This is a genomic window from Mesorhizobium sp. 1M-11, assembly GCF_001303895.1.
GTDB lineage: Bacteria > Pseudomonadota > Alphaproteobacteria > Rhizobiales > Rhizobiaceae > Mesorhizobium.
Genome location: NZ_LJSD01000075.1, coordinates 239,876 through 258,211, shown reverse-complemented (window position 1 = coordinate 258,211; position 18,336 = coordinate 239,876). Strand labels below are relative to the sequence as shown.

The following is an 18,336-nucleotide window of genomic DNA, read 5'->3' as shown; positions in this document are numbered from 1 at the left end:
ATAATTCACGAGATAAATATATCTGCGCCATTAAAAAGCGCCTGGGCCGTTTTATTCCGGTTTACCAATCGGCTTCACCAAACGGCAGGCGACTGTCGCTAAAACGCCTACCAAGACAGGTCCACTTCCAGACGTTCCCTCGATGACAAACATTGGTTCTCAGCAGACGCAGGCGGCGAGCCCCGGTGCCGCGACGGCGGCATTTGGCCCTCGGAACCGTACTGGCCGGACATGGCCTTTCGGCGCGATACAGCTGCGTGTCGCGAACCGGGATCAAAGCCTCTACCCAAAGCTTTCGCTGAGCATCGGCGTGGCCATTCTGTGTGCCGCCGTGCTGGCCGCCATGATCTTGTCGCGTGCCTGGAACGATTTCGCCGAGGCCAGACAGAACCATCACGATATCCAGAATTTCCGCCAGATTCTCGATACCGCGAACTTCATTTCGGCTGAACGCGGTCCGGCCAATGATGTGATGTCGGATCCCAGCGGCACTGCTTTGAAACGGCTCGCTGATTTTCGCGCCCGCAGCGACACGGCGCTGGCCAGCCTCGCCGCAAAGCCGGAGGTGCCGATCCTGCTCCACGACCATTCAATTCCGCCCGGACTCCTCGATGCCGTCGCCGAAAGCCTGGCCGCAGCCAGGGCGAAAGTCGATCGTGCGGCAACTGTCCAGGGCGGTCCGGCCAAGCTTCGCGCGATGCAGGACGCCATCGAAGCGATGTTCGCCGCCTCGGACCGTTTTCGCGCGGTGGTGACATGGCATGCGAATGAGTTGACCGGCCATGACAGTGGATTGTCGGAGCCCGTGCTCGTCGGCCAGATGCTGGCGGATCTGCGCGAATATGGCGGCCGCATAGCTTCTGAAGTGATCGCGCCACTTGCGACGCGCCAGCGCATCCCGCTGGAAAACATCATCGATGCACGCCGGGATCAGGGGCGTATCAACCAGATCTGGCACATGCTGCGCGGCCAGACGGCTCCCAACGCCATGCCCGACCTCGCCGGGAACCAGGCGGTCATCGATACACTCTTCTTCGGGATCGGCATGGACATGGTCGATGCGATCATCAAGCAGGGCAAGGATTCCAGCGATTATCCCATCACTGCGGTCGAATTGACCAAAGCCTTTGTGCCGACCATGAAGTCGGTCGAGGATTATCGGACAGCCTTTCTTGATAAAACCGTATCCAGGGTCGCCGCCGAGCGCGATGCCGCGCTGCGACTTCTCGCCACCGTCTCGCTGGCGACCGCGATCGTGCTTGGCGTACTGGTTGGAGTGCTTTTATCGGTACGGCGCGACGTTTTTCGCCCGTTGCTGCAGGCACGCGAGGAGGTTATCGGTCTGGCGGAGGATCGCCCGCTTGCGGCCAGGTCAGATCCCGGCGGTGCGGGCGAAATGGCGCGTTTGTTCGATGCAATCGACGTGCTTCAGGGCCGCATGCGTGAGCGCGCATCGCTGACCAGTGAGCTGCGATTGCAGGCGGAGACGGATGGTCTGACCGGCGTGCTGAACCGGCGTACGCTGGACTACATCGCCCAGAATGGCGACGATGGATTGCCGGCAGAGGATGCGCTGGGTCTGATCATGATCGACATAGACCACTTCAAGGGCATCAACGATACGCATGGCCATCTCGCGGGTGACCGCGTGTTGGTCGAGACGGCCAGGCTTCTGAAGCGGGAAGTACCGATCGATTGTGTCGTAGCCCGTTTCGGCGGTGAAGAATTCGCCCTGCTGTTTTCCTGTTCGGACATCGACCAGGCCGGGCACCTCGCTGAAACCATTCGCGGCAAGTTGCAGGACCATCGGTTCACCCTCTCCGAGGGTCGTCAGATTGCCATCACTGCCAGCTTCGGCGTCGCCTGCGGCAAGCGGGGACCGCGCGACTGGCGCCATCTGGTGGAGCGCGCGGACAAGGCGCTCTACCGGGCGAAGTCGGACGGCCGCAACCGTGTCTCAATTGCGCCCGCCACCATGGCCGGTAGAGCCAGCGGCAAGGATAGCGAACGCATGCGAGCCTAGAGCGTTTCCGTTTTTCACGGAAACGCGGAAACGCTCTAACTTTTGTTTATTCGCAATTCCGGACGGAAAACCGTTACACACTTTTCCTGGGATCGCTCGAGAGCCGCACGTCGAGCAAGCTCAGTGCATCGCTTTCTGGGCGTCATGTGTTGCACGGCGTCGGTTTGCCAACCGGTTCTCCCAGAGACTTGCGGCCAGCATGACGATGGTGGTCAGCCGCCCCATGGTCAGAAGATCCACGCCGAATGCGACGGGAAACAGCGCCGCGAGCGCTGCGATAGCGGCTATGTGGGAAACCGGCACGGTGCCATACACCACCTTCTTGTAGATGGCGCTGCCCAGAAGATAGATCGCCGGCCCGCCGCACAGTGTCAGCGCATAGGCCGTCTTCAATCCGTCATGTGGGTGGGCGAGCACCAGGTCGTTGCCGACGGCCGTGGCGATGATCCCGCCGATCAGGACGGCATGGATATAGTGGAAATAGGCGCCGAGCCGGCCAGGATCGTCGGAATGGGTGATGGTTTCGGTGGCGTCCTTGCTCGACGTACCGAAATACAGCCACCACATCGCCAGCGTGCCGAGGAAGGTGGCGAGCAGGGCCGAAAGCACGGCGGGTTCCCATACCTCCGCACGCCCCAGCGTTGCGCCCGTTGCAAGCAAGGTTTCGCCGAGCGCCACGATGACGAACAGCTGGCAGCGTTCCGCCAGGTGCCCGCCCTCGATGGTCCAGTCGCTTGTCCTCGAACGGCCCAACCCGGGCAGGGCAAAGCCGAACATCGGCGACAGATACTCACAGGCGATCGCTATTGCCCATAGCCCCGCGCGGGTCCAGTGTTCGGCAAAGGCCCCGGCGATCCAGAACACCGCCGCGATCGAAAGCCAGCCGAGCATGCGCCGGTAGTTGGCGGAAAGCGGATGGTTCGCTCCCAGTTCCCAGACGACATAAGCCGTGCGGCCGACCTGTATTGCGACATAGGCGAGCGCAAAGACCAGGCCGCGATCACCGAAGGCCCCCGGTATGGCCGAGGCCATGACTAGCGCCGCGAGCATCACCGCGAACAGCGCACCGCGGATGCGCGGTGTCTCGGGGTCGAACCAGTTGGTGAACCAGCACGTATACTGCCAGCCGAGCCAGACCGCGAACCACAGGATCAGGGTTTCGATGACCCCGGTCGGCGTCAGGTTCGTCAACAGCTCGTGGCTGAGCTGGGTGACGGCGAAGACATAGACGAGATCGAAGAACAGCTCCTCGAAGGTGACGCGCGCATGGTGGCCGTCACGGCGCCGCAGCAGAGCATGGTTCCCGGTCATCTCACTCCCCTCGAAAAAGACAACGCCAAATTGAACACCGACCCGCCCTGACCGCAATCGTTGCAAGCGGGGTTCTTCACAGGCTTTGCGAAGAACTCCGCTTGTGATGGAACAAGGGCTTACTTGGTGGTGTAGCCGCCGTTGACGAGGATGGTTTGGCCTGTCATCCACCAGCCTTCCGAGACCAGCATTCGGATCCATGGCACGATATCCTGGATGTCGGTCAGGCCGGTTTTCGAGAAATTCGAAAGGGCCGCAGCCGTCTTGTGATAGGCGACCGCATCCGCGCCCTCTGCCGGGTAGAAGAAAGGCGTGTCCATCGGCCCGGGTCCGATCGCTGTCACCGAGATGCCGCGCTCGCCGAACTCCTTGGAAGCCGCGCGCGTGAAATGCTCGACCGGTGCCTTGGTGCCGGCATAGCTGGAATAGAAGGGCGTGAAGGCGCCGAGCAACGAGGTCACCAGCGTGCAGATCTTGCCGTTGTCGCTGACGTGCCGGCCCGCCTCCTTGAGGAAGAAGAAGGCCGTCTTGGCGTTCACCGCACTCATCGCGTCATATTCGGCTTCCGAGATCTCGACCATCGGCTTCTTCAGCACCTTGCCGACGGTGTTGATGGCGATGTCGGGCCTGCCGACCGCTGCAACCACGTCCGCAAACAGTTTTTCAATAGCGCCCGCCGTGGTGAGATCCGCCTGGAAAGCCACTGCCTTGGCACCTGTAGCCTTCACAGCGGCAAGGGTGGCATCGGCGTCGGCTTTGGTTGCTGCGCTGTTGTAATGGATGGCAACGGCTTTCGCGCCATGCGCGGCGAGGTCGCGGGCGATCAGTCCGCCTAGGTTCTTTGCGCCTCCGGCGATGAGAACGGTTTTGCCCTTGATGCTGTGATCGGTCATTGAGTGGCCTCCTTTGCCTCGTGCGGCGCCGCTTGGCGTCGCCTTGCCAAAATCTATCGTCTGGAATTTCATGATAAAGTGGACGAAACTGACATCACTTGTCAGAAACAGATACCAATTGAAGGAAGCAGTCGGTGGACCGCATAGATCTGTTCCGCATCTTCACACGCGTTGTCGAATGCTCCAGCTTCACGCGCGCGGCGGCTACTCTGGGCATGCCGCGTTCGTCCGTCTCAGCGGCGGTCATCGAGCTGGAAGACCGTCTCGGCGCGCGCCTGCTGCACCGCACGACACGGCAGGTGTCGCCGACCCAGGACGGCACCGCCTTCTACGAGCGCTGTCTCGGCCTGATAGCCGATGTCGAAGAGACGGAAGGCCTGTTCAGGCATGCGGCATCGAAACCCTCGGGCCGGCTGAAGATCGATGTGCCGGGACGCATCGGGCGGCTCATCGTCATTCCCTCCCTGCCGGCCTTCCTCGAGCAGTATCCCGAGATCAATGTCGAGCTCGGCGTCACCGATCGCGCCGTCAACCTGATAGAGGACAGCGTCGATTGCGTCCTGCGGGTTGGCGAACTCGCCGATTCCGGCCTGATCGCCCGTTCGATCGGGCAGTTGCCGCTCATCAATGTCGCCAGCCCCTCCTATCTCGAACGCCACGGCAGGCCGATAACGCCGGATGACCTAGGCGATCATTGGGCGGTCAACTATGCCTCTCCCTCGACCGGCCGGGTCGAAGAATGGGAGTGGTTGGAGAAGGGCGTCCTGATGGCGCGGCCGATGCGCAGCCGGGTCACGGCCAACAGCGCCGAGGCCTACATCGCCTGCTGCCTCGCCGGGTTGGGGCTGATTCAGATCCCCGCCTACGATGTCCGTCCGCAGCTCGAGGCGGGCGAGCTGGTGGAGGTGATGCCCGGCTACAGGGCCGAACCGATGGCCATGACCATCCTCTATCCCACCCGGCAGCACCTTTCCCGCCGCCTCCACGTTTTCGCAGATTGGCTGGAGGGACTGTTGCGGGATGCGGTCGGGTGAGCAATCGCGGCGCCTGAGCCATGATGGCGCATTCGCGTAAGGTGCCTGACGACGGGTTCGAACTCTTATTCGGCTCTCTGAAGGGCGAGCCCATCAAACTTGAGCTCTTGCGCGGCTCCCCAAGCATCGGATGCCTTATGGCTGGAGACAAGCAGGATGCGGTCCTGAAGGCGGGCGATCAAGCGCTCGGCAATGCGGCGAGCCTGTTCCCCGTCCAGATGTTCGCCTGGTTCGTCGAGCAGGATCATGGGAAGCGGGCTCAGCAAGGCGCGCGCAAGGTTGAGCCGATGCGCCTCCCCCAATGAAAGCGTGTCTTGGGTGATCCATCCATCAAGCCCGCCCGCGAGCCGAACGCGCTCGCCAAGCTCGACGACATTGAGTGCCGCCCAGCGTTCGGCGTCGGCTGCATCCGGTGCGAACAAATTCTCACGAACCGAATCCGAAAGCACGGCCGCGTCGTGCAATCCAAGATAGGCGAGCTTCCTGCGTGAGGAAGCCGCAAGCTCGATGCCGTCGCCAATCAGCGTTCCACCGCCGTCGGCCTCCAGCCACCCGGCGACCTGCTTCAACAAGGATGTCTTGCCGCAGCCGCTTGGTCCGGAAAGCACCGTTGGTCGTCCGGCTTCCAGGATCAAATCCACCGTGCCGCCGAGTGGCCTTCCGTTCGGTGCGCAACGTCGCAACGCGATGATTTCCAATCTGCTCAAGTGGAAAGGTCGAGAGCGCGCCGGCGCATCGTCAGGCGACGTGCCTGCGGTCCACGCCTTTAGCGCTTTCGATGCGGCGCCCTCTTTGACACGGGCATGAAGAATGCGCGAAGCGCCTTGCGCGATCTCGCCCAGGGCCAGCCAGGCGAAGGCGACAAATGCGGCGGCGAGCAATGCGTCTCCGCGTTGACCATTCAGCCATGCGGATCCCAGGACTGCCAGGCTGGCGATGGGGCCAAGCAAGCCAACAAGCGCATCCGCAAAGGCCATCCTGCGCCGCGACAGGAGCAACCGCGCGTCAGCCCTTGAAAGCGCGGCGAATGATGTGGTCAACGTCTCCGGCCAGGCGTGCTCCGCCTGCAGTGGAACGACCGCGCCAAGTGCTGTGCCAAGCCGTCTGCCTGCCGCACGCCTGCGAAGGCGGGCGAAATGCCAATCCTGTGCCAAGCTTGGCAGAAGCCAACGTGCACAGGCGGCGACGCCGAGCAGAATTGGCAAAACCACGACCAGAGCCATGGGGGCGACAAAAAGCGTGGCGGCGACAGCAAAGGCAAGGCCGGTGGCCGTTGCCAATAGTGGCAACTGCACCCTGAGCTTGGCGAAATCCAGATTTTCGACATCGTCGATAAAATCCGCGAGCCTGTCCTGGTCGCCGAGTTGCCAACTCACGCTGCGCACCCTTGGTGCTGCAGCCATCGCCGAGAACAACATCGCGCGGCGGGACACCTGGTCGAGCAGTGCCGCCTTGTGTCCGGCAAGACGCTCACCGTATTTGGCTGCCGTGCGCGCCATGGCGAACAACCGGATCAACGCCGCCGGGAAGTGGAAATTGAAGGTGTAGGCCGCGCCGCCCGCACCGGCCAAGGCGACCGCGCCAAGAAACCAGACCGAAACGCCGGTCAGCAGGATGCTCGCGAACAGCGCCACCAGCGCAAGCAGTACGGCCAGGCGCCACCAGAAGATCGAGCCGCGTGGAGCCTCACCTTTGTTCTCTTCAGGCGAAATGAAGACGCTCATACCGCGACTTCCCGTTGGCTGGACCTTCGCCGGTCGAGGTCGATAACCAGCACAGCCAGAGCTTTCAATTCCGGGTCATGGGTCGCCACGACCACTAGCCTTTCGCAAGCACAATCCGCCAGGGCGTCCCTGACGCGAGCGGCGTTGGCAACATCGAGCTTGGCGGTTGGTTCGTCGGCAAAAATCGGGCGATCGGATATGAGCGCGCGCGCAACGCCGAGCCTGAGGCGCTGCCCGCCCGACAGGTTTTCGCCGCCAGCCCTTATCCGCGCGTCCAGCCCGCCCGGCAGCAAAGTGTCGTCCAGCAGTAGGACGCGCTCCGCCGCAGACAACACCTTTGCCGGGGTATGCTCGGCCCGGTTCCAGGAAAGCGCATCCGCGAGCGTGCCGGCTTGAATGGGCGTGTCGGTCGAGATCCAGTCGACGCCTTTCACAAATGCCGGATCCGGCTGCGCGCGCCTTGCGCCCGCCGGCGTCTCGATGCCGGCAAGCCGGCGCAACAGTGTCGATTTCCCGGCTCCGCTTTCGCCGACAATCGCCACGATCCCTTTCGGAGGTAGGCGCAAGTCACCTTCGAATCGGTCGAAGGCGAGGGGCATCGTCTGATCGAGGGTGGCCGGCCCGGCCAGGAAGCCATCCATCGCCAGGGCGGCCGCATTGCCTTCCGCCTTGGCGTGATACTGCTCCGCATAGCGGCGGAAAGGCGCGAAGAACTCAGGTGCCAGCATGAGGATGAAAAGGCTCTGCCACAGCTGCATGCCTGAGAAGCCGGGAATGTCGACCAGCTTGAGATGGCCCAGGCCGAGGAAGACCGCCAGAATGGCGATCGAAAGCGATGAGAAGAAATCGATGACACCGGCATTGAGGAAAGCCACCTTCAGCATGTTCATGGTGCTGTCCGCATAAGCCGCCATCCTGACCGCCAGCTTCCTGCGTTCGTGATCCACGCCATGTGCGGACAGAATGGTCGGCAATGTGCGGATGCGGTCGTCGAATTGCGTCGCGAGTTGCCCGAAGGCGCGTTCCTGATGTTGTGCCCGGGCATGGATTGTGCCGCCGACCAGAATGAAGAAGGCGATCATGACGGGCGTGGCAAAAAGCAGCGCCAAGGCCGCCTGCCAGGACACCGCGACGATTGCACACACCACCAGAACCGGAACGATGCCCAGCATGAGAGCAGCGGCGCGATGGCCGACGACAAGTGCCGACAGCGCTTCCGGGTAGCGCTGGAGACCTGCAATCAGAGCGCCTGCGGGCAGGGCCTGAACTGTTCGCGCTGGCATTGCGGCCAGCTTTTCCCGGGCGCTTTCACGCAGCCCCTGGGCCACGGAAAATTCTGCCGCGGCCTGCTGCCGATCGGCAAAAAGACCGACCAGCACCGCGAGAAGCAGCGTGGCAAGGCCAACAACAACCACCGGGACCGAGACGGCTTCGGCTTCAATCATGACGCCGGCAAAGATTGCCAGCGTGCCGGCAAAAACCAGGCGCAACACAGTGCGCAATATCTGCAGCAAAAGTGTGCCGCGCAACCCGCCAACCGCCAGCGAACGTGCCAGCGTGAGCATACCGGATGCCATCTGGCTGTCAGAGAATATCCGTTTCGGGGCTGGGCTCATCTGCCTTGCTGGGGTCTCTACCTGTTGTTCATCCGGGCTTGCGGCGAAGAGGCACGGGGTAAGCTATTGTATTCATCATATTATGCTCGTCTTATAGTGAGCGTCGTGACGCCTATAGGGGACGCCTGATGACCGATCCGCTACTCGTCGAATTGTCGCGCCTGCAATTTGCGCTGACCGCGATGTATCACTTCCTGTTCGTGCCGCTGACCCTCGGTCTCTCCATCATGATCGCAATGATGGAGACGGTCTATGTCATGACCGAGCGAACCATCTGGCGCGACATGACCAAGTTCTGGGGCGTGCTGTTCGGTATCAACTTCGCGCTCGGTGTCGCGACAGGCATCACGATGGAATTCCAGTTCGGAATGAACTGGGCCTTCTATTCGCACTATGTCGGCGATGTCTTCGGCGCGCCGCTCGCCATCGAGGGCCTGATGGCTTTCTTCCTGGAAGCCACATTCGTCGGACTGTTCTTCTTCGGCTGGGAGAAGCTTTCCGCCCGGGCGCATCTTGCCGTCACCTGGCTCGTCGCGCTCGGCACCAACTTCTCAGCGCTGTGGATCCTGATCGCCAATGGCTGGATGCAGAACCCGGTCGGAGCTGCCTTCAACACCGACACGATGCGCATGGAAGTCACCGACTTCATTGCAGTTCTGTTCAACCCGGTCGCACAGGCGAAATTCGTCCATACGGTGTCCGCCGGCTACGTCTGTGGTGCGACCTTCGTGCTTGGCATCTCGGCCTTCTACATGCTGCGCGGACGCCATATCGAACTGGCCAAGCGTTCCTTCGTGATCGCCGCCGCCTTCGGCACGGCGTCGGCTCTGTCCGTGATCGTGCTCGGCGACGAGAGCGGCTACGAGATCACCGACAACCAGAAAATGAAACTGGCCGCCATGGAGGCCATGTGGGAAACCGAGCCGGCGCCCGCTTCCTTCACGGCCATCGGCATTCCCGACATGCAGGACAAGACCACGCATTTCGCGATCCGGATTCCCTGGGTGATGGGACTGATCGGCACGCGTTCGATCGACAAGCAGATTCCCGGCATATTCGAGCTGGTGGAACGCGCCGAAAAGCGCATCCGCGACGGCATTCCCGCCTATGATGCGCTGGAACAGTTGAAGGCCGACCGCAACAATGCCGCCGCTCGAGCAAGCTTCGACGCAACCCGTGCCGATCTTGGCTACGCGCTGCTTCTGAAGCGTTATGTCGCCGATCCACGCCAGGCGACGGAGGAGCAGATCAAGCAGGCAGCGTGGGATACGGTGCCCACCGTTCCGGCGATCTTCTTCACGTTCCGCATCATGGTGGCGTGCGGTTTCCTGCTGCTCGCGGTGTTCCTGACGTCTCTCTGGTACACGATGCGCGAGGCTCCGGCGCCGCGCTGGCTGTTCCGCATGGCGCTGTTCGCCATGCCTCTTCCCTGGATAGCAGTCGAGGTCGGCTGGTTCGTGGCCGAGTTCGGCCGCCAGCCCTGGGTCATCGAAGGCGTGTTGCCGACTTTCCTTGCAACCTCACAGCTCGGCATCAGCGATCTCATCATTACCATACTCGGCTTCACGCTGGTCTACGGCACGCTCGCCGTCATCGAAGTCCGGCTCATGCTGGCCGCCATAGCCAAAGGGCCGGCAACTGAACATGCCGAGATCTCGCGCAGCGCCACACTTGTTCCCGCGGAATAGGCACCTGGATCAAGGAACACGGATATGATCGAGTTTCTTTTCGACTACACCACGCTTCGCCTGATCTGGTGGATTTTGCTGGGCGTTCTGCTGATCGCCTTTGCCGTGACGGACGGTTTCGACATGGGGGTGGGTGTCCTGCTTCCTTTCGTGGCAAAGACCGACATCGAACGCCGCGTCGCCATCAACACCGTCGGTCCGGTCTGGGAAGGCAATCAGGTGTGGTTCATCCTCGGCGGCGGCGCGATCTTCGCTGCCTGGCCCGCGCTTTACGCGATGAGCTTCTCGGGTTTCTACCTGGCGATGTTCCTTGTGCTGTTCGCGCTGATCCTGCGGCCGGTCGGATTCAAATACCGTTCCAAGCGCGACAGCCAGCGCTGGCGCAACAACTGGGATTGGGCATTGTTCATCGGCGGCGCGGTGCCGGCCCTGATCTTCGGGGTCGCGATCGGCAATGTCCTGCAGGGCGTGCCTTTCCATTTCACGGATGATCTGCGCCCGATCTATGAGGGGAACCTGTTTGGCCTGCTCAACCCGCTGGCGATCTTCTGCGGGCTGGTGTCGGTGGCGATGCTGGTCATGCATGGCGCAGCGTGGCTCGCCTTCAAGGCGGACGGGGTGGTCGGCGAGCGTGCCGCAGCGATCGGCCCGAAGGCGGCACTGCTGGCCGCGGTCCTGTTCGCGCTGGGCGGCGTCTTCATTTTCCTCGGTTGGTTCGGCGGCTACGAGGTGACGAGCCCGATCGTCTGGGACGGACCATCCAATCCGCTGCGCAAGACGGTTGCCGAGAATGCCGGGGCGTGGCTGCGTAATTTCCAGAACATGCCGCTTCTGTGGCTGGTGCCGTTGCTCGGCATTCTGCTGCCATTGGTGGCCGCAGCAGGCTTCCGCGCACGCAAGGCCGGTCTGACCTTCTTCGCATCGCAGCTTTCGATCGTCTGCATCATCGCCACGGTCGGGCTGGCGATGTTCCCGATCATCCTGCCGTCGAGCACCAATCCCGGCCATTCGCTGGCTGTGTTCGACGCCTCGTCCAGCCGGGCGACGCTGCGCAACATGCTGTTCGCCACCGCGATCTTCCTGCCGCTCATCTTGCTCTACACCGCGTGGGTCTACCGAGTGCTGTGGGGCAAGGTGAGCGAAAAGGACATCCACGACGCGGATCACGCTTACTAGCACATCGGCCCGAAAATCGGTTTCGATTTTCGGAAAGCACGATGTGTAGATTCAAAATGTTAGAGCGTCCTTTGCGCGTCCAAATGGACGCGCGGCGCTCTAAAAGGAGGAATGGCCATGTGGTACTTTGCCTGGATACTCGGCCTCGGCCTCGCCGCCACGGTCGGCATTCTCAACGCTCTGTGGTACGAACTGCGCGTCCTGCGCGATCAGCCGCAGGATCTGACCCCAAAACAGCCGACGCCCTAGCGAGGGCGGCTGCGATTAAGGGCTACTCATGAAACTGTGCCGGAAAGCGGCTGCTGCGCGATTATAGAAAATACCGGATATCGACTGGTGTCAGTCCGGCAGCTCCAGATTGATCAGCAGCACCACATACAGAAGCCAGATAGCCGACATCAAACAGCCAATCGCGACATACGCGTACCGGGCGCGCCCCTTCGTCAGGCACGCTGCCGCAAAGCTGAACAACGCACCCAGCGGCAGCAAAAACAGGATGGGCATTGCAATTCTCTGCCAATCGAAGTGGGCCCAATCAAAGCTGAGCTGTCGTCAATTGCTCGATGGCGCAGGGGTGTCCGATGCTTTCCCGTCTTGCTGGAACGGATCGACGGGGAAGAGGTCGTCCTGCGATATCTCCCGCGTTTCTCCCCGCCGCACGTCTCTCACGACGTAGGTGTTATCTTCTTCGGTACAACGCGCCTCTTCAATGAGCATCGCGGTTCCGTCCAACGTCCAGACTGTTTTCTTGACCGGCCAGCATTCTTCATCCGCAAATGCAGGTACAGAGGCGGCAATCAGGGAAACTGCCGCGAGAAACATTTTCGTCATTCCAACCTTTCGAAATCCAACTTCAAGCCGGCATGGATCAAAATCCCGCTGCCGACGCTGCGACAAATACCGCCACAGGCGATGGCATCTGAAGCAAGAACTCAGCCATAGTTGCGATCCCCTTGTGTGAGCATCATGCCCGCCCGATTCGGACTACAGCCTCTAAATCGGGCACTTCAATGAACGCTGCGTGCAAGGTCAGCAAGATCACAATGGAGGGCCGGCAGGAATGGGAGGTACGTTTGCGCCCGTCACCATGTCGAGCGTCTCAAAATTAAGGTGTATTTCAAGGGCTTGAGTGGTGATCCCGACAGGAATCGAACCTGTGACCTACAGATTAGGAATCTGCCGCTCTATCCTACTGAGCTACGGGACCACGCGGGCGAACACATAGCCGTTTCACGCCGCTTCGCCAAGTGCCGAGTGGCCAAATCGGAAGGTTCGCCGCGGGGTGATGCAGTCCGGCTGCAATGGGCGGCCGCAGCCAAGCGACATGGTGCGTTATGTTCTCAGTTGCCCGTATGCGCGACACCTCTCCCCGTTTTGCGAGGGGAGAGGACAGGCGCGAATGCTTGGCGATCAGGCGGCCAGCGCTTTTTCGGCCAGCCTCACCCAGTAGCTCACGCCGTGCGGGATGACCTCATCGTTGAAGTCGTAGGCAGGGTGGTGCAAGCCGGCGGTGTCGCCGTTGCCGATGAAGATGAAGGCACCGGGGCGCGCTTCCAGCATGTAGGAGAAGTCCTCACCGCCCATCACCGGCTGGATCGCGCGCTGCACCTGCGCGTCGCCGGCCACTTCGGCGGCAACGTCGCTGGAAAAGACGGTCTCGTCGGGATGGTTGAAAGTGACGGGATAATTGGCGTCGTAGTCGACCTCGATCGTCGTGTCGTGGGCCGCGGCAATGCCGGCGCAGAGCTGGCGCATGCGCTCCTCGGCCTTCTTGCCCACATCCTTTTTCAGCGAGCGCACCGTGCCGGCGATCTCGGCGATTTCCGGGATGACGTTGTAGGCGTCGCCGGCATGGAATTTGGTGACCGAGACGACGACCGATTCGATAGGATCGGTGTTGCGCGAGGCAATCGTCTGCAGCGCGCCGACCAATTGGCTGGCGATGACGATCGGGTCGATCGTGCCGTGCGGCATCGCCGCATGGCCGCCCCGGCCCTTGACGCGAATGGTGAACTCGGCGGTCGCCGCCATGATCGGGCCCGGACGGATGGCGAACTGGCCGACGGGCAGGCCCGGCATATTATGCATGCCAAACACCTTGGCGATGCCGAAACGGTCCATCATGCCGTCCTTGACCATCTCGTTGCCGCCGCCGCCGCCTTCCTCGGCAGGCTGGAAGATGACCGCGACGGAACCCGCGAAATTGCGGGTCTCCGCGAGATATTTGGCCGCACCCAGCAGCATGGCGGTGTGGCCATCGTGGCCGCAGGCGTGCATCTTGCCCGGCGTCTGCGAGGCGTAAGGCTTGCCGGTGATCTCGGTGATGGGCAGCGCGTCCATGTCGGCGCGCAGGCCGACGGTGGAGCCATTGCCCTTGCCGCCGCGGATGATGCCGACCACGCCGGTCTTGCCGATGCCGGTCACCACCTCATCGCAGCCGAACTCCTTCAGCTTTTCGGTGACGAAGGCCGCGGTCTCGAAGACGTCGAAATTCAGTTCCGGCTTCTGGTGGATGTGACGACGCCAGCCGGCGACCTCTTCTTGCAGTTCGGCGGCGCGGTTCAGAATGGGCATAGGTCTCAAACTCGCTATTGGTCCGGTTGTTAACCCGGCGTGGACAGAATTGTGATCGCCCGATGCTTTGCCTTGGTGATGTCACATAGGCTAGATAGCAGCGCAGCGTTGCGGCCGGGAGTCGGCTGGATGACGAAACCTGGCGATCCGTTGGCAAATCTTACGGAGACCAGGGCAATGACGGCAAGAGCGATTTCGGAACGGATGATGAGGCCAAGGCATTTGTTCAAGATTCTGGCGGCCGGCGCGGCGTTTGCCGCTGCCTTGGCAACGCAGCAGGCCCAAGCCAATCCGACCGTCCTGTTCGACCTCGACAGCGGCCGCGTGCTCGAGCATCAGGATGCTTTCAAGCGCTGGTATCCGGCTTCGCTGACCAAGCTGATGACCGCCTATGTCGCCTTCAAGGCGATCGCCGATGGCGAGGTGGCGCTCAGTTCGCCGATCCGCATGACCAAACTGGCCAGCAGCCAGCCGCCATCGAAGATGGGCTTCAAGCCGGGTTCGGTGCTGAGGCTCGACACGGCGGTCAAGGTCATGATCACCAAGTCGGCCAACGATGTCGCCATGGCGATCGGCGAGAACATTGGCGGTTCGCAGGAAGACTTCGCCGTGCGCATGAACGCCACGGCCGCCCGTCTCGGCATGAGCGGCACGCATTTCGTCAATCCCAATGGCCTGTTCTCGCCTGATCAGTACACGACCGCACGCGACATTGCGCTGCTGGTGACGGCGCTGCGCCGCGATTTTCCGCAGTATCAGCCGTGGTTTTCGATCGAGGGCCTGTCGATCGGCAAGAAAAAGATCCCCAACTACAATCTGCTGGTCGGCCGCTATCCCGGCGCTACCGGCATGAAGACCGGTTTCGTCTGCCCGTCGGGCTACAACATGGTCGGCACGGCGACACGCAACGGCCGCACGCTGGCCGCCGTGGTGCTGGGCGAAAAATCTGCGCTCGCGCGCGCCGATGCGGCCGCGAAGCTGCTCGACCAGGGGTTCGGCACGTCGATGACGGCGGCCGTCAATCTCGCTGCGCTGCAGCCCTATGGCGATACGCTGGCGGTCAACGACATGCAGGAAGAAGTCTGCAAGAAGCAGCCGAAAGAGGCACAATCCGAGGCGGCTCCGGCTGCGGACGCCAATGCGCCGAAATCGCCCTGGCGCGAAAAGCTCGTCAATCCCAAGCTGTTGGCGGTCAGCCTCGGCGGTGCGACAGGGCCGGTTCCAAGGGCGATGATCGGCCGCATCGAGGTCGCTGACACGGCTCCCGAAGGTGGCAAGGCGGCTAAGGTGCCGGTTCCCGCCTGGCGGCCGGATAGACCGGTGCCGGTGATTGCAGCACCGGTTGCGGCCGGCATGCAGGGCGATCAGCCGGTCAAGGTGGCCAACTAGAGCATGATCCCGAACCGAAAGGTCGGTGCAGCAAAAAAGCTGCGGGCTTTCCGGGCAAAGAGGCGGCATCCGCCGCCTGTCATGCGACAAGACAAAGAGCCACAGCGTTTCCGAAAGAGCGGAAACGTTCTGATGGCGAGGCAGGTGGTATGATGGGTGCGAACTTTCCCATTCCCGTCAGGGTGGTGACCGGGTTTCTCGGCGCCGGCAAGACCACGCTGCTCAATCGCCTCCTGAAAGATCCCGCGCTCACCGACACTGCCGTCATCATCAATGAATATGGCGAGGTGGCGATCGACCATCTGCTGGTCGAGCAGGCCTCGGACGGCATCATCCAGCTTTCCGACGGCTGCCTGTGCTGCACGGTGCGTGGCGAACTGGTCGACACGCTGGCCGACCTCGTCGACCGCCTGCAGACCGGGCGCATCGAGAAACTGGCACGCGTGGTCATTGAGACGACGGGCCTGGCCGATCCGGCACCGGTGCTGCAATCGATCATGGCGCATCCGGCGCTGGTGCAGGCCTTCCGCCTCGACGGCGTCGTCGCGCTGGTGGATGCGGTCAACGGTACAGCGACGCTGGACGCGCATCTCGAAGCGCTGAAGCAGGTGGCGATGGCCGATCGGCTGGTTCTCGCCAAATCCGATCTCGTCGACGCCGGGCAGATCACGGCACTGACGGCGCGGCTGAAGGCAATCAATCCGGGTGCCCGGCTTCTCGATGTCGGGGAAGCCAATGCGGCGGCTTTGCTCGATTGCGGCCTCTACAATCCGGCCACCAAAGGCGCCGATGTCGAGCGCTGGCTCGGCGAGGCGGAGCAGGACGAACATCACCATCACGATCATGACGAACACCACGATCATGATCACCACCACCACGGGCATCGTCATGATTCGCGCGTGAAGACCTTCTCACTCGTGCATGACGGCCCGGTGGCGTTCGCGGCAATCGATATGTTTTTCGATCTGCTGCGCTCCACGCATGGCGAACATCTGCTGCGCATGAAGGGCGTGATCGAGCTGAAGGAAGATCCGGCGCGGCCATTGGTCGTTCATGGCGTGCAGAAGCTGCTGCATCCGCCGGCGCGGCTGCCGGCATGGCCAGACGGCCAGCGCGGCACGCGGCTGGTGCTGATCACGCTCGATATGCCGGAAGATTATGTGCGACGGCTGTTTTCGGCACTGACCGATCGTCCCGCCATCGACACGCCGGACCGCGATGCCCTGACGAACAATCCGCTGGCGATTGCCGGGCGTTAGCCTCTGCGTTCCACCAGGAAACGATGGCCGCCCGATATGGCGGCCGTCTCGACCAGTCGGTGGCCGCTGTCGGTGCAGAAGGCGGGGATGTCGATGACGGCCAGCGGGTCGGTGGTTTCCAGCCACAGCAGGCCGCCGGGCTGCATGTCGGCCAGTCGCTTGCGTGCCTTCAGGACCGGCAAGGGGCAGTTCAGCCCTTTCAGGTCATAGACGGCGGGCGTCTCGGTGGGGGAAGCGGTTTCCTGCGGCATATGCCGGCTCAGCCGCCGAACATGCCAAGCAGCTTCTTCTTCACCTTCGACAGACGGCTTTCGTCTTCGACCGGCACCTCCGGTGCAGGCTGAACCTGGGCCGTCAAGGTCTCCACCGGTTCCGAAGCCTTTTCCTTGGCCGCTTCCTTGGCGGCCAGAGCTTCGGCCTTGGCGCGCTCCTTCTCGGCCTTGGCGGCGGCGACGGCCGCCAGCTTTTCGTCCTCGGCCTTCTTCTTGGCGGCCTTTTCGGCATCGAGTGCCGCCATCTTGCGTCCCGCCGGCGAATCGATGCGGCCCATGCGGGTCGAGTTTTCCGTCACGGTTCCGTCGTGGTTCATTGACGGCGGCTCGATGGTGACGCGCTCACCACGGGCGCGGCGCTTGGTCCAGTCGGAAACGACGTTGGCTTCCTTGATGCCGGCGATCGAAGCCTTTGGCGCGGGCGTGGAGCTGCTCATCGCACTGGCGAAGGCCGAGTCATAATTTTTCTGATAGTTGGCGTAGGCCACTTTCAGCGGGTCCGGCGTGGTGCTGATCGGGCAGGCACCGGTCGGATTGAATTTCTGACCATCGGGCGCGACCTGATTGAAGACGTAGCGCTTCTCGCAGACGTCGACCTTAGGCGGCACCTTGGTGATTTCGAAATTGTCGTAACCCACCTTCAGCATCTTCCAGAACTCGTAGTTCGGGTCGTTGCGGTACCGCGCCATGTTGGCGGCGGTCATGCGGAAGGGGAAAGCCTGGATCTGGAATTCGGTCTGGCCGCCTTTGAAGGCGTCACGGGCGAAGGCGTAGATCTCTTCGATCTGCGGATCGTTCATCGAATAGCAGCCCGACGACGAACAGGCGCCGTGCACCATCAGGTTCGAGCCGGTGCGGCCGTTGGCGCGATCGTAGCTGTTCGGATAGCCTATGTTGAAGGAGAGATGATAGCCGGATTTCGGGTTCATTTGGCCGGGGCGCACGGTGTAGAAACCTTCCGGTGCCTGGCGGTCGCCCTCGGTGTATTTGGGGCCGAGCTTGCCGGAATAGCGGCAGATCGGATAGGTGGCGATGATGTCGTAGCGGCCGTTGGTCTTCTGCTTCCAGACCTCGACGACATTCTCTTCCTTGAAGATACGTCCGACGATCGGGGCGTCGCGGTTCATGCCCTTGGAGCGCATCGAAGCCAGGATCTTTTCCGGCAACTGTTTGGTGGCGCCCTGCGGGACGAAATCAGTCATCGACTTTTCGTTGCAGCCGGCCACGGCAAGAACGCTGATCAGGAAACTGGTGCGTGCGAGTTTCGCGAACATGGATGCGCTGTCGTCTTCCAATTGTGCACCACGGACCTCAGGCCCGGGGCTGCGCCGAACATCGATGGACCCTAAGCCCGTTAACCTTGAAATTTCCTTACTG

The 18,336-nt window shown here is 62.1% G+C and carries 16 protein-coding genes and 1 tRNA gene; 7 read left to right on the top strand and 10 right to left on the bottom strand.

Going from position 1 to position 18,336, the window contains the following annotated elements:
* Positions 1–310: 310 nt before the first annotated feature.
* On the top strand, positions 311–2,023 hold the full coding sequence (locus AO692_RS30660; RefSeq protein ID WP_161808152.1) for a GGDEF domain-containing protein: 1,713 nt from the start codon (positions 311–313) through the stop codon (positions 2,021–2,023).
* A gap of 120 nt (positions 2,024–2,143) precedes the next feature.
* On the opposite strand, the gene AO692_RS30655 is transcribed toward AO692_RS30660, so the two are convergent.
* Both AO692_RS30655 and AO692_RS30650 read right to left on the bottom strand, forming a co-directional pair.
* Entirely contained in the window at positions 2,144–3,334 is a 1,191-nt protein-coding gene (locus AO692_RS30655; RefSeq protein ID WP_054313799.1) for a low temperature requirement protein A, read from the bottom strand.
* Between the two features lie 119 nt (positions 3,335–3,453).
* Complete coding sequence (locus AO692_RS30650; RefSeq protein WP_054313798.1) at positions 3,454–4,227, bottom strand: SDR family oxidoreductase; 774 nt, start codon at positions 4,225–4,227, stop codon at positions 3,454–3,456.
* 134 nt (positions 4,228–4,361) lie between these two features.
* Between AO692_RS30650 and AO692_RS30645 the strand changes: the two genes are divergently transcribed.
* Positions 4,362–5,261 carry a LysR family transcriptional regulator gene (locus AO692_RS30645; protein WP_054313797.1) on the top strand — a complete coding sequence of 300 codons (900 nt, stop codon included), beginning with the start codon at positions 4,362–4,364 and terminating at the stop codon, positions 5,259–5,261.
* A gap of 65 nt (positions 5,262–5,326) precedes the next feature.
* Here AO692_RS30645 and AO692_RS30640 read toward each other — a convergent pair whose 3' ends face one another.
* Positions 5,327–6,985, bottom strand: a complete 1,659-nt coding sequence (locus AO692_RS30640) for an ATP-binding cassette domain-containing protein (RefSeq protein WP_082407673.1) — start codon at positions 6,983–6,985, stop codon at positions 5,327–5,329.
* Positions 6,982–8,562, bottom strand: coding sequence for an ATP-binding cassette domain-containing protein (locus tag AO692_RS30635; RefSeq protein ID WP_244483557.1), 1,581 nt, complete (start codon positions 8,560–8,562; stop codon positions 6,982–6,984). Before AO692_RS30635 ends, AO692_RS30640 begins: the two co-directional genes overlap by 4 nt.
* A gap of 167 nt (positions 8,563–8,729) precedes the next feature.
* On the opposite strand from AO692_RS30635, the gene AO692_RS30630 reads away from it, so the two are divergent.
* The 3 genes from AO692_RS30630 to cydX all read left to right on the top strand — a co-directional run bounded on the left by AO692_RS30630 (position 8,730) and on the right by cydX (position 11,714).
* Positions 8,730–10,289 carry a cytochrome ubiquinol oxidase subunit I gene (locus AO692_RS30630; protein ID WP_054313795.1) on the top strand — a complete coding sequence of 520 codons (1,560 nt, stop codon included), beginning with the start codon at positions 8,730–8,732 and terminating at the stop codon, positions 10,287–10,289.
* 24 nt (positions 10,290–10,313) lie between these two features.
* Positions 10,314–11,465, top strand: coding sequence for a cytochrome d ubiquinol oxidase subunit II (gene cydB / locus AO692_RS30625; RefSeq protein ID WP_054313794.1), 1,152 nt, complete (start codon positions 10,314–10,316; stop codon positions 11,463–11,465).
* 117 nt (positions 11,466–11,582) lie between these two features.
* Positions 11,583–11,714 carry a cytochrome bd-I oxidase subunit CydX gene (gene cydX, locus AO692_RS32585; RefSeq protein ID WP_082407671.1) on the top strand — a complete coding sequence of 44 codons (132 nt, stop codon included), beginning with the start codon at positions 11,583–11,585 and terminating at the stop codon, positions 11,712–11,714.
* A gap of 90 nt (positions 11,715–11,804) precedes the next feature.
* On the opposite strand, the gene AO692_RS33265 is transcribed toward cydX, so the two are convergent.
* The 4 genes from AO692_RS33265 to AO692_RS30610 all read right to left on the bottom strand — a co-directional run bounded on the left by AO692_RS33265 (position 11,805) and on the right by AO692_RS30610 (position 14,039).
* Positions 11,805–11,969 (bottom strand): hypothetical protein, encoded by a 165-nt coding sequence (locus AO692_RS33265; RefSeq protein WP_161808151.1) that lies wholly within the window; start codon positions 11,967–11,969, stop codon positions 11,805–11,807.
* Between the two features lie 48 nt (positions 11,970–12,017).
* Positions 12,018–12,296, bottom strand: coding sequence for a hypothetical protein (locus AO692_RS30620; protein WP_054313793.1), 279 nt, complete (start codon positions 12,294–12,296; stop codon positions 12,018–12,020).
* Positions 12,297–12,595: 299 nt separating this feature from the next.
* Positions 12,596–12,672, bottom strand: a tRNA-Arg gene (locus tag AO692_RS30615).
* A 203-nt stretch (positions 12,673–12,875) separates the two neighbouring features.
* On the bottom strand, positions 12,876–14,039 hold the full coding sequence (locus AO692_RS30610; RefSeq protein ID WP_054313792.1) for a M20 aminoacylase family protein: 1,164 nt from the start codon (positions 14,037–14,039) through the stop codon (positions 12,876–12,878).
* Positions 14,040–14,246: 207 nt separating this feature from the next.
* Between AO692_RS30610 and AO692_RS30605 the strand changes: the two genes are divergently transcribed.
* Both AO692_RS30605 and AO692_RS30600 read left to right on the top strand, forming a co-directional pair.
* Entirely contained in the window at positions 14,247–15,428 is a 1,182-nt protein-coding gene (locus AO692_RS30605; protein ID WP_054313966.1) for a D-alanyl-D-alanine carboxypeptidase family protein, read from the top strand.
* A 152-nt stretch (positions 15,429–15,580) separates the two neighbouring features.
* A complete protein-coding gene (locus tag AO692_RS30600) occupies positions 15,581–16,687 on the top strand; it encodes a GTP-binding protein (protein ID WP_152980043.1) in 1,107 nt (368 codons plus the stop codon).
* Here the strand turns inward: AO692_RS30600 and AO692_RS30595 are convergent.
* Both AO692_RS30595 and AO692_RS30590 read right to left on the bottom strand, forming a co-directional pair.
* Positions 16,684–16,938: a sulfurtransferase TusA family protein gene (locus AO692_RS30595; RefSeq protein WP_054313790.1), complete on the bottom strand. Its 255-nt coding sequence runs from the start codon at positions 16,936–16,938 to the stop codon at positions 16,684–16,686. The two genes, AO692_RS30600 and AO692_RS30595, sit on opposite strands and share 4 nt — an antisense overlap.
* Positions 16,939–16,946: 8 nt before the next feature.
* Positions 16,947–18,233 (bottom strand): murein L,D-transpeptidase family protein, encoded by a 1,287-nt coding sequence (locus AO692_RS30590; RefSeq protein ID WP_054313789.1) that lies wholly within the window; start codon positions 18,231–18,233, stop codon positions 16,947–16,949.
* Between the last annotated feature and the right edge of the window lie 103 nt (positions 18,234–18,336).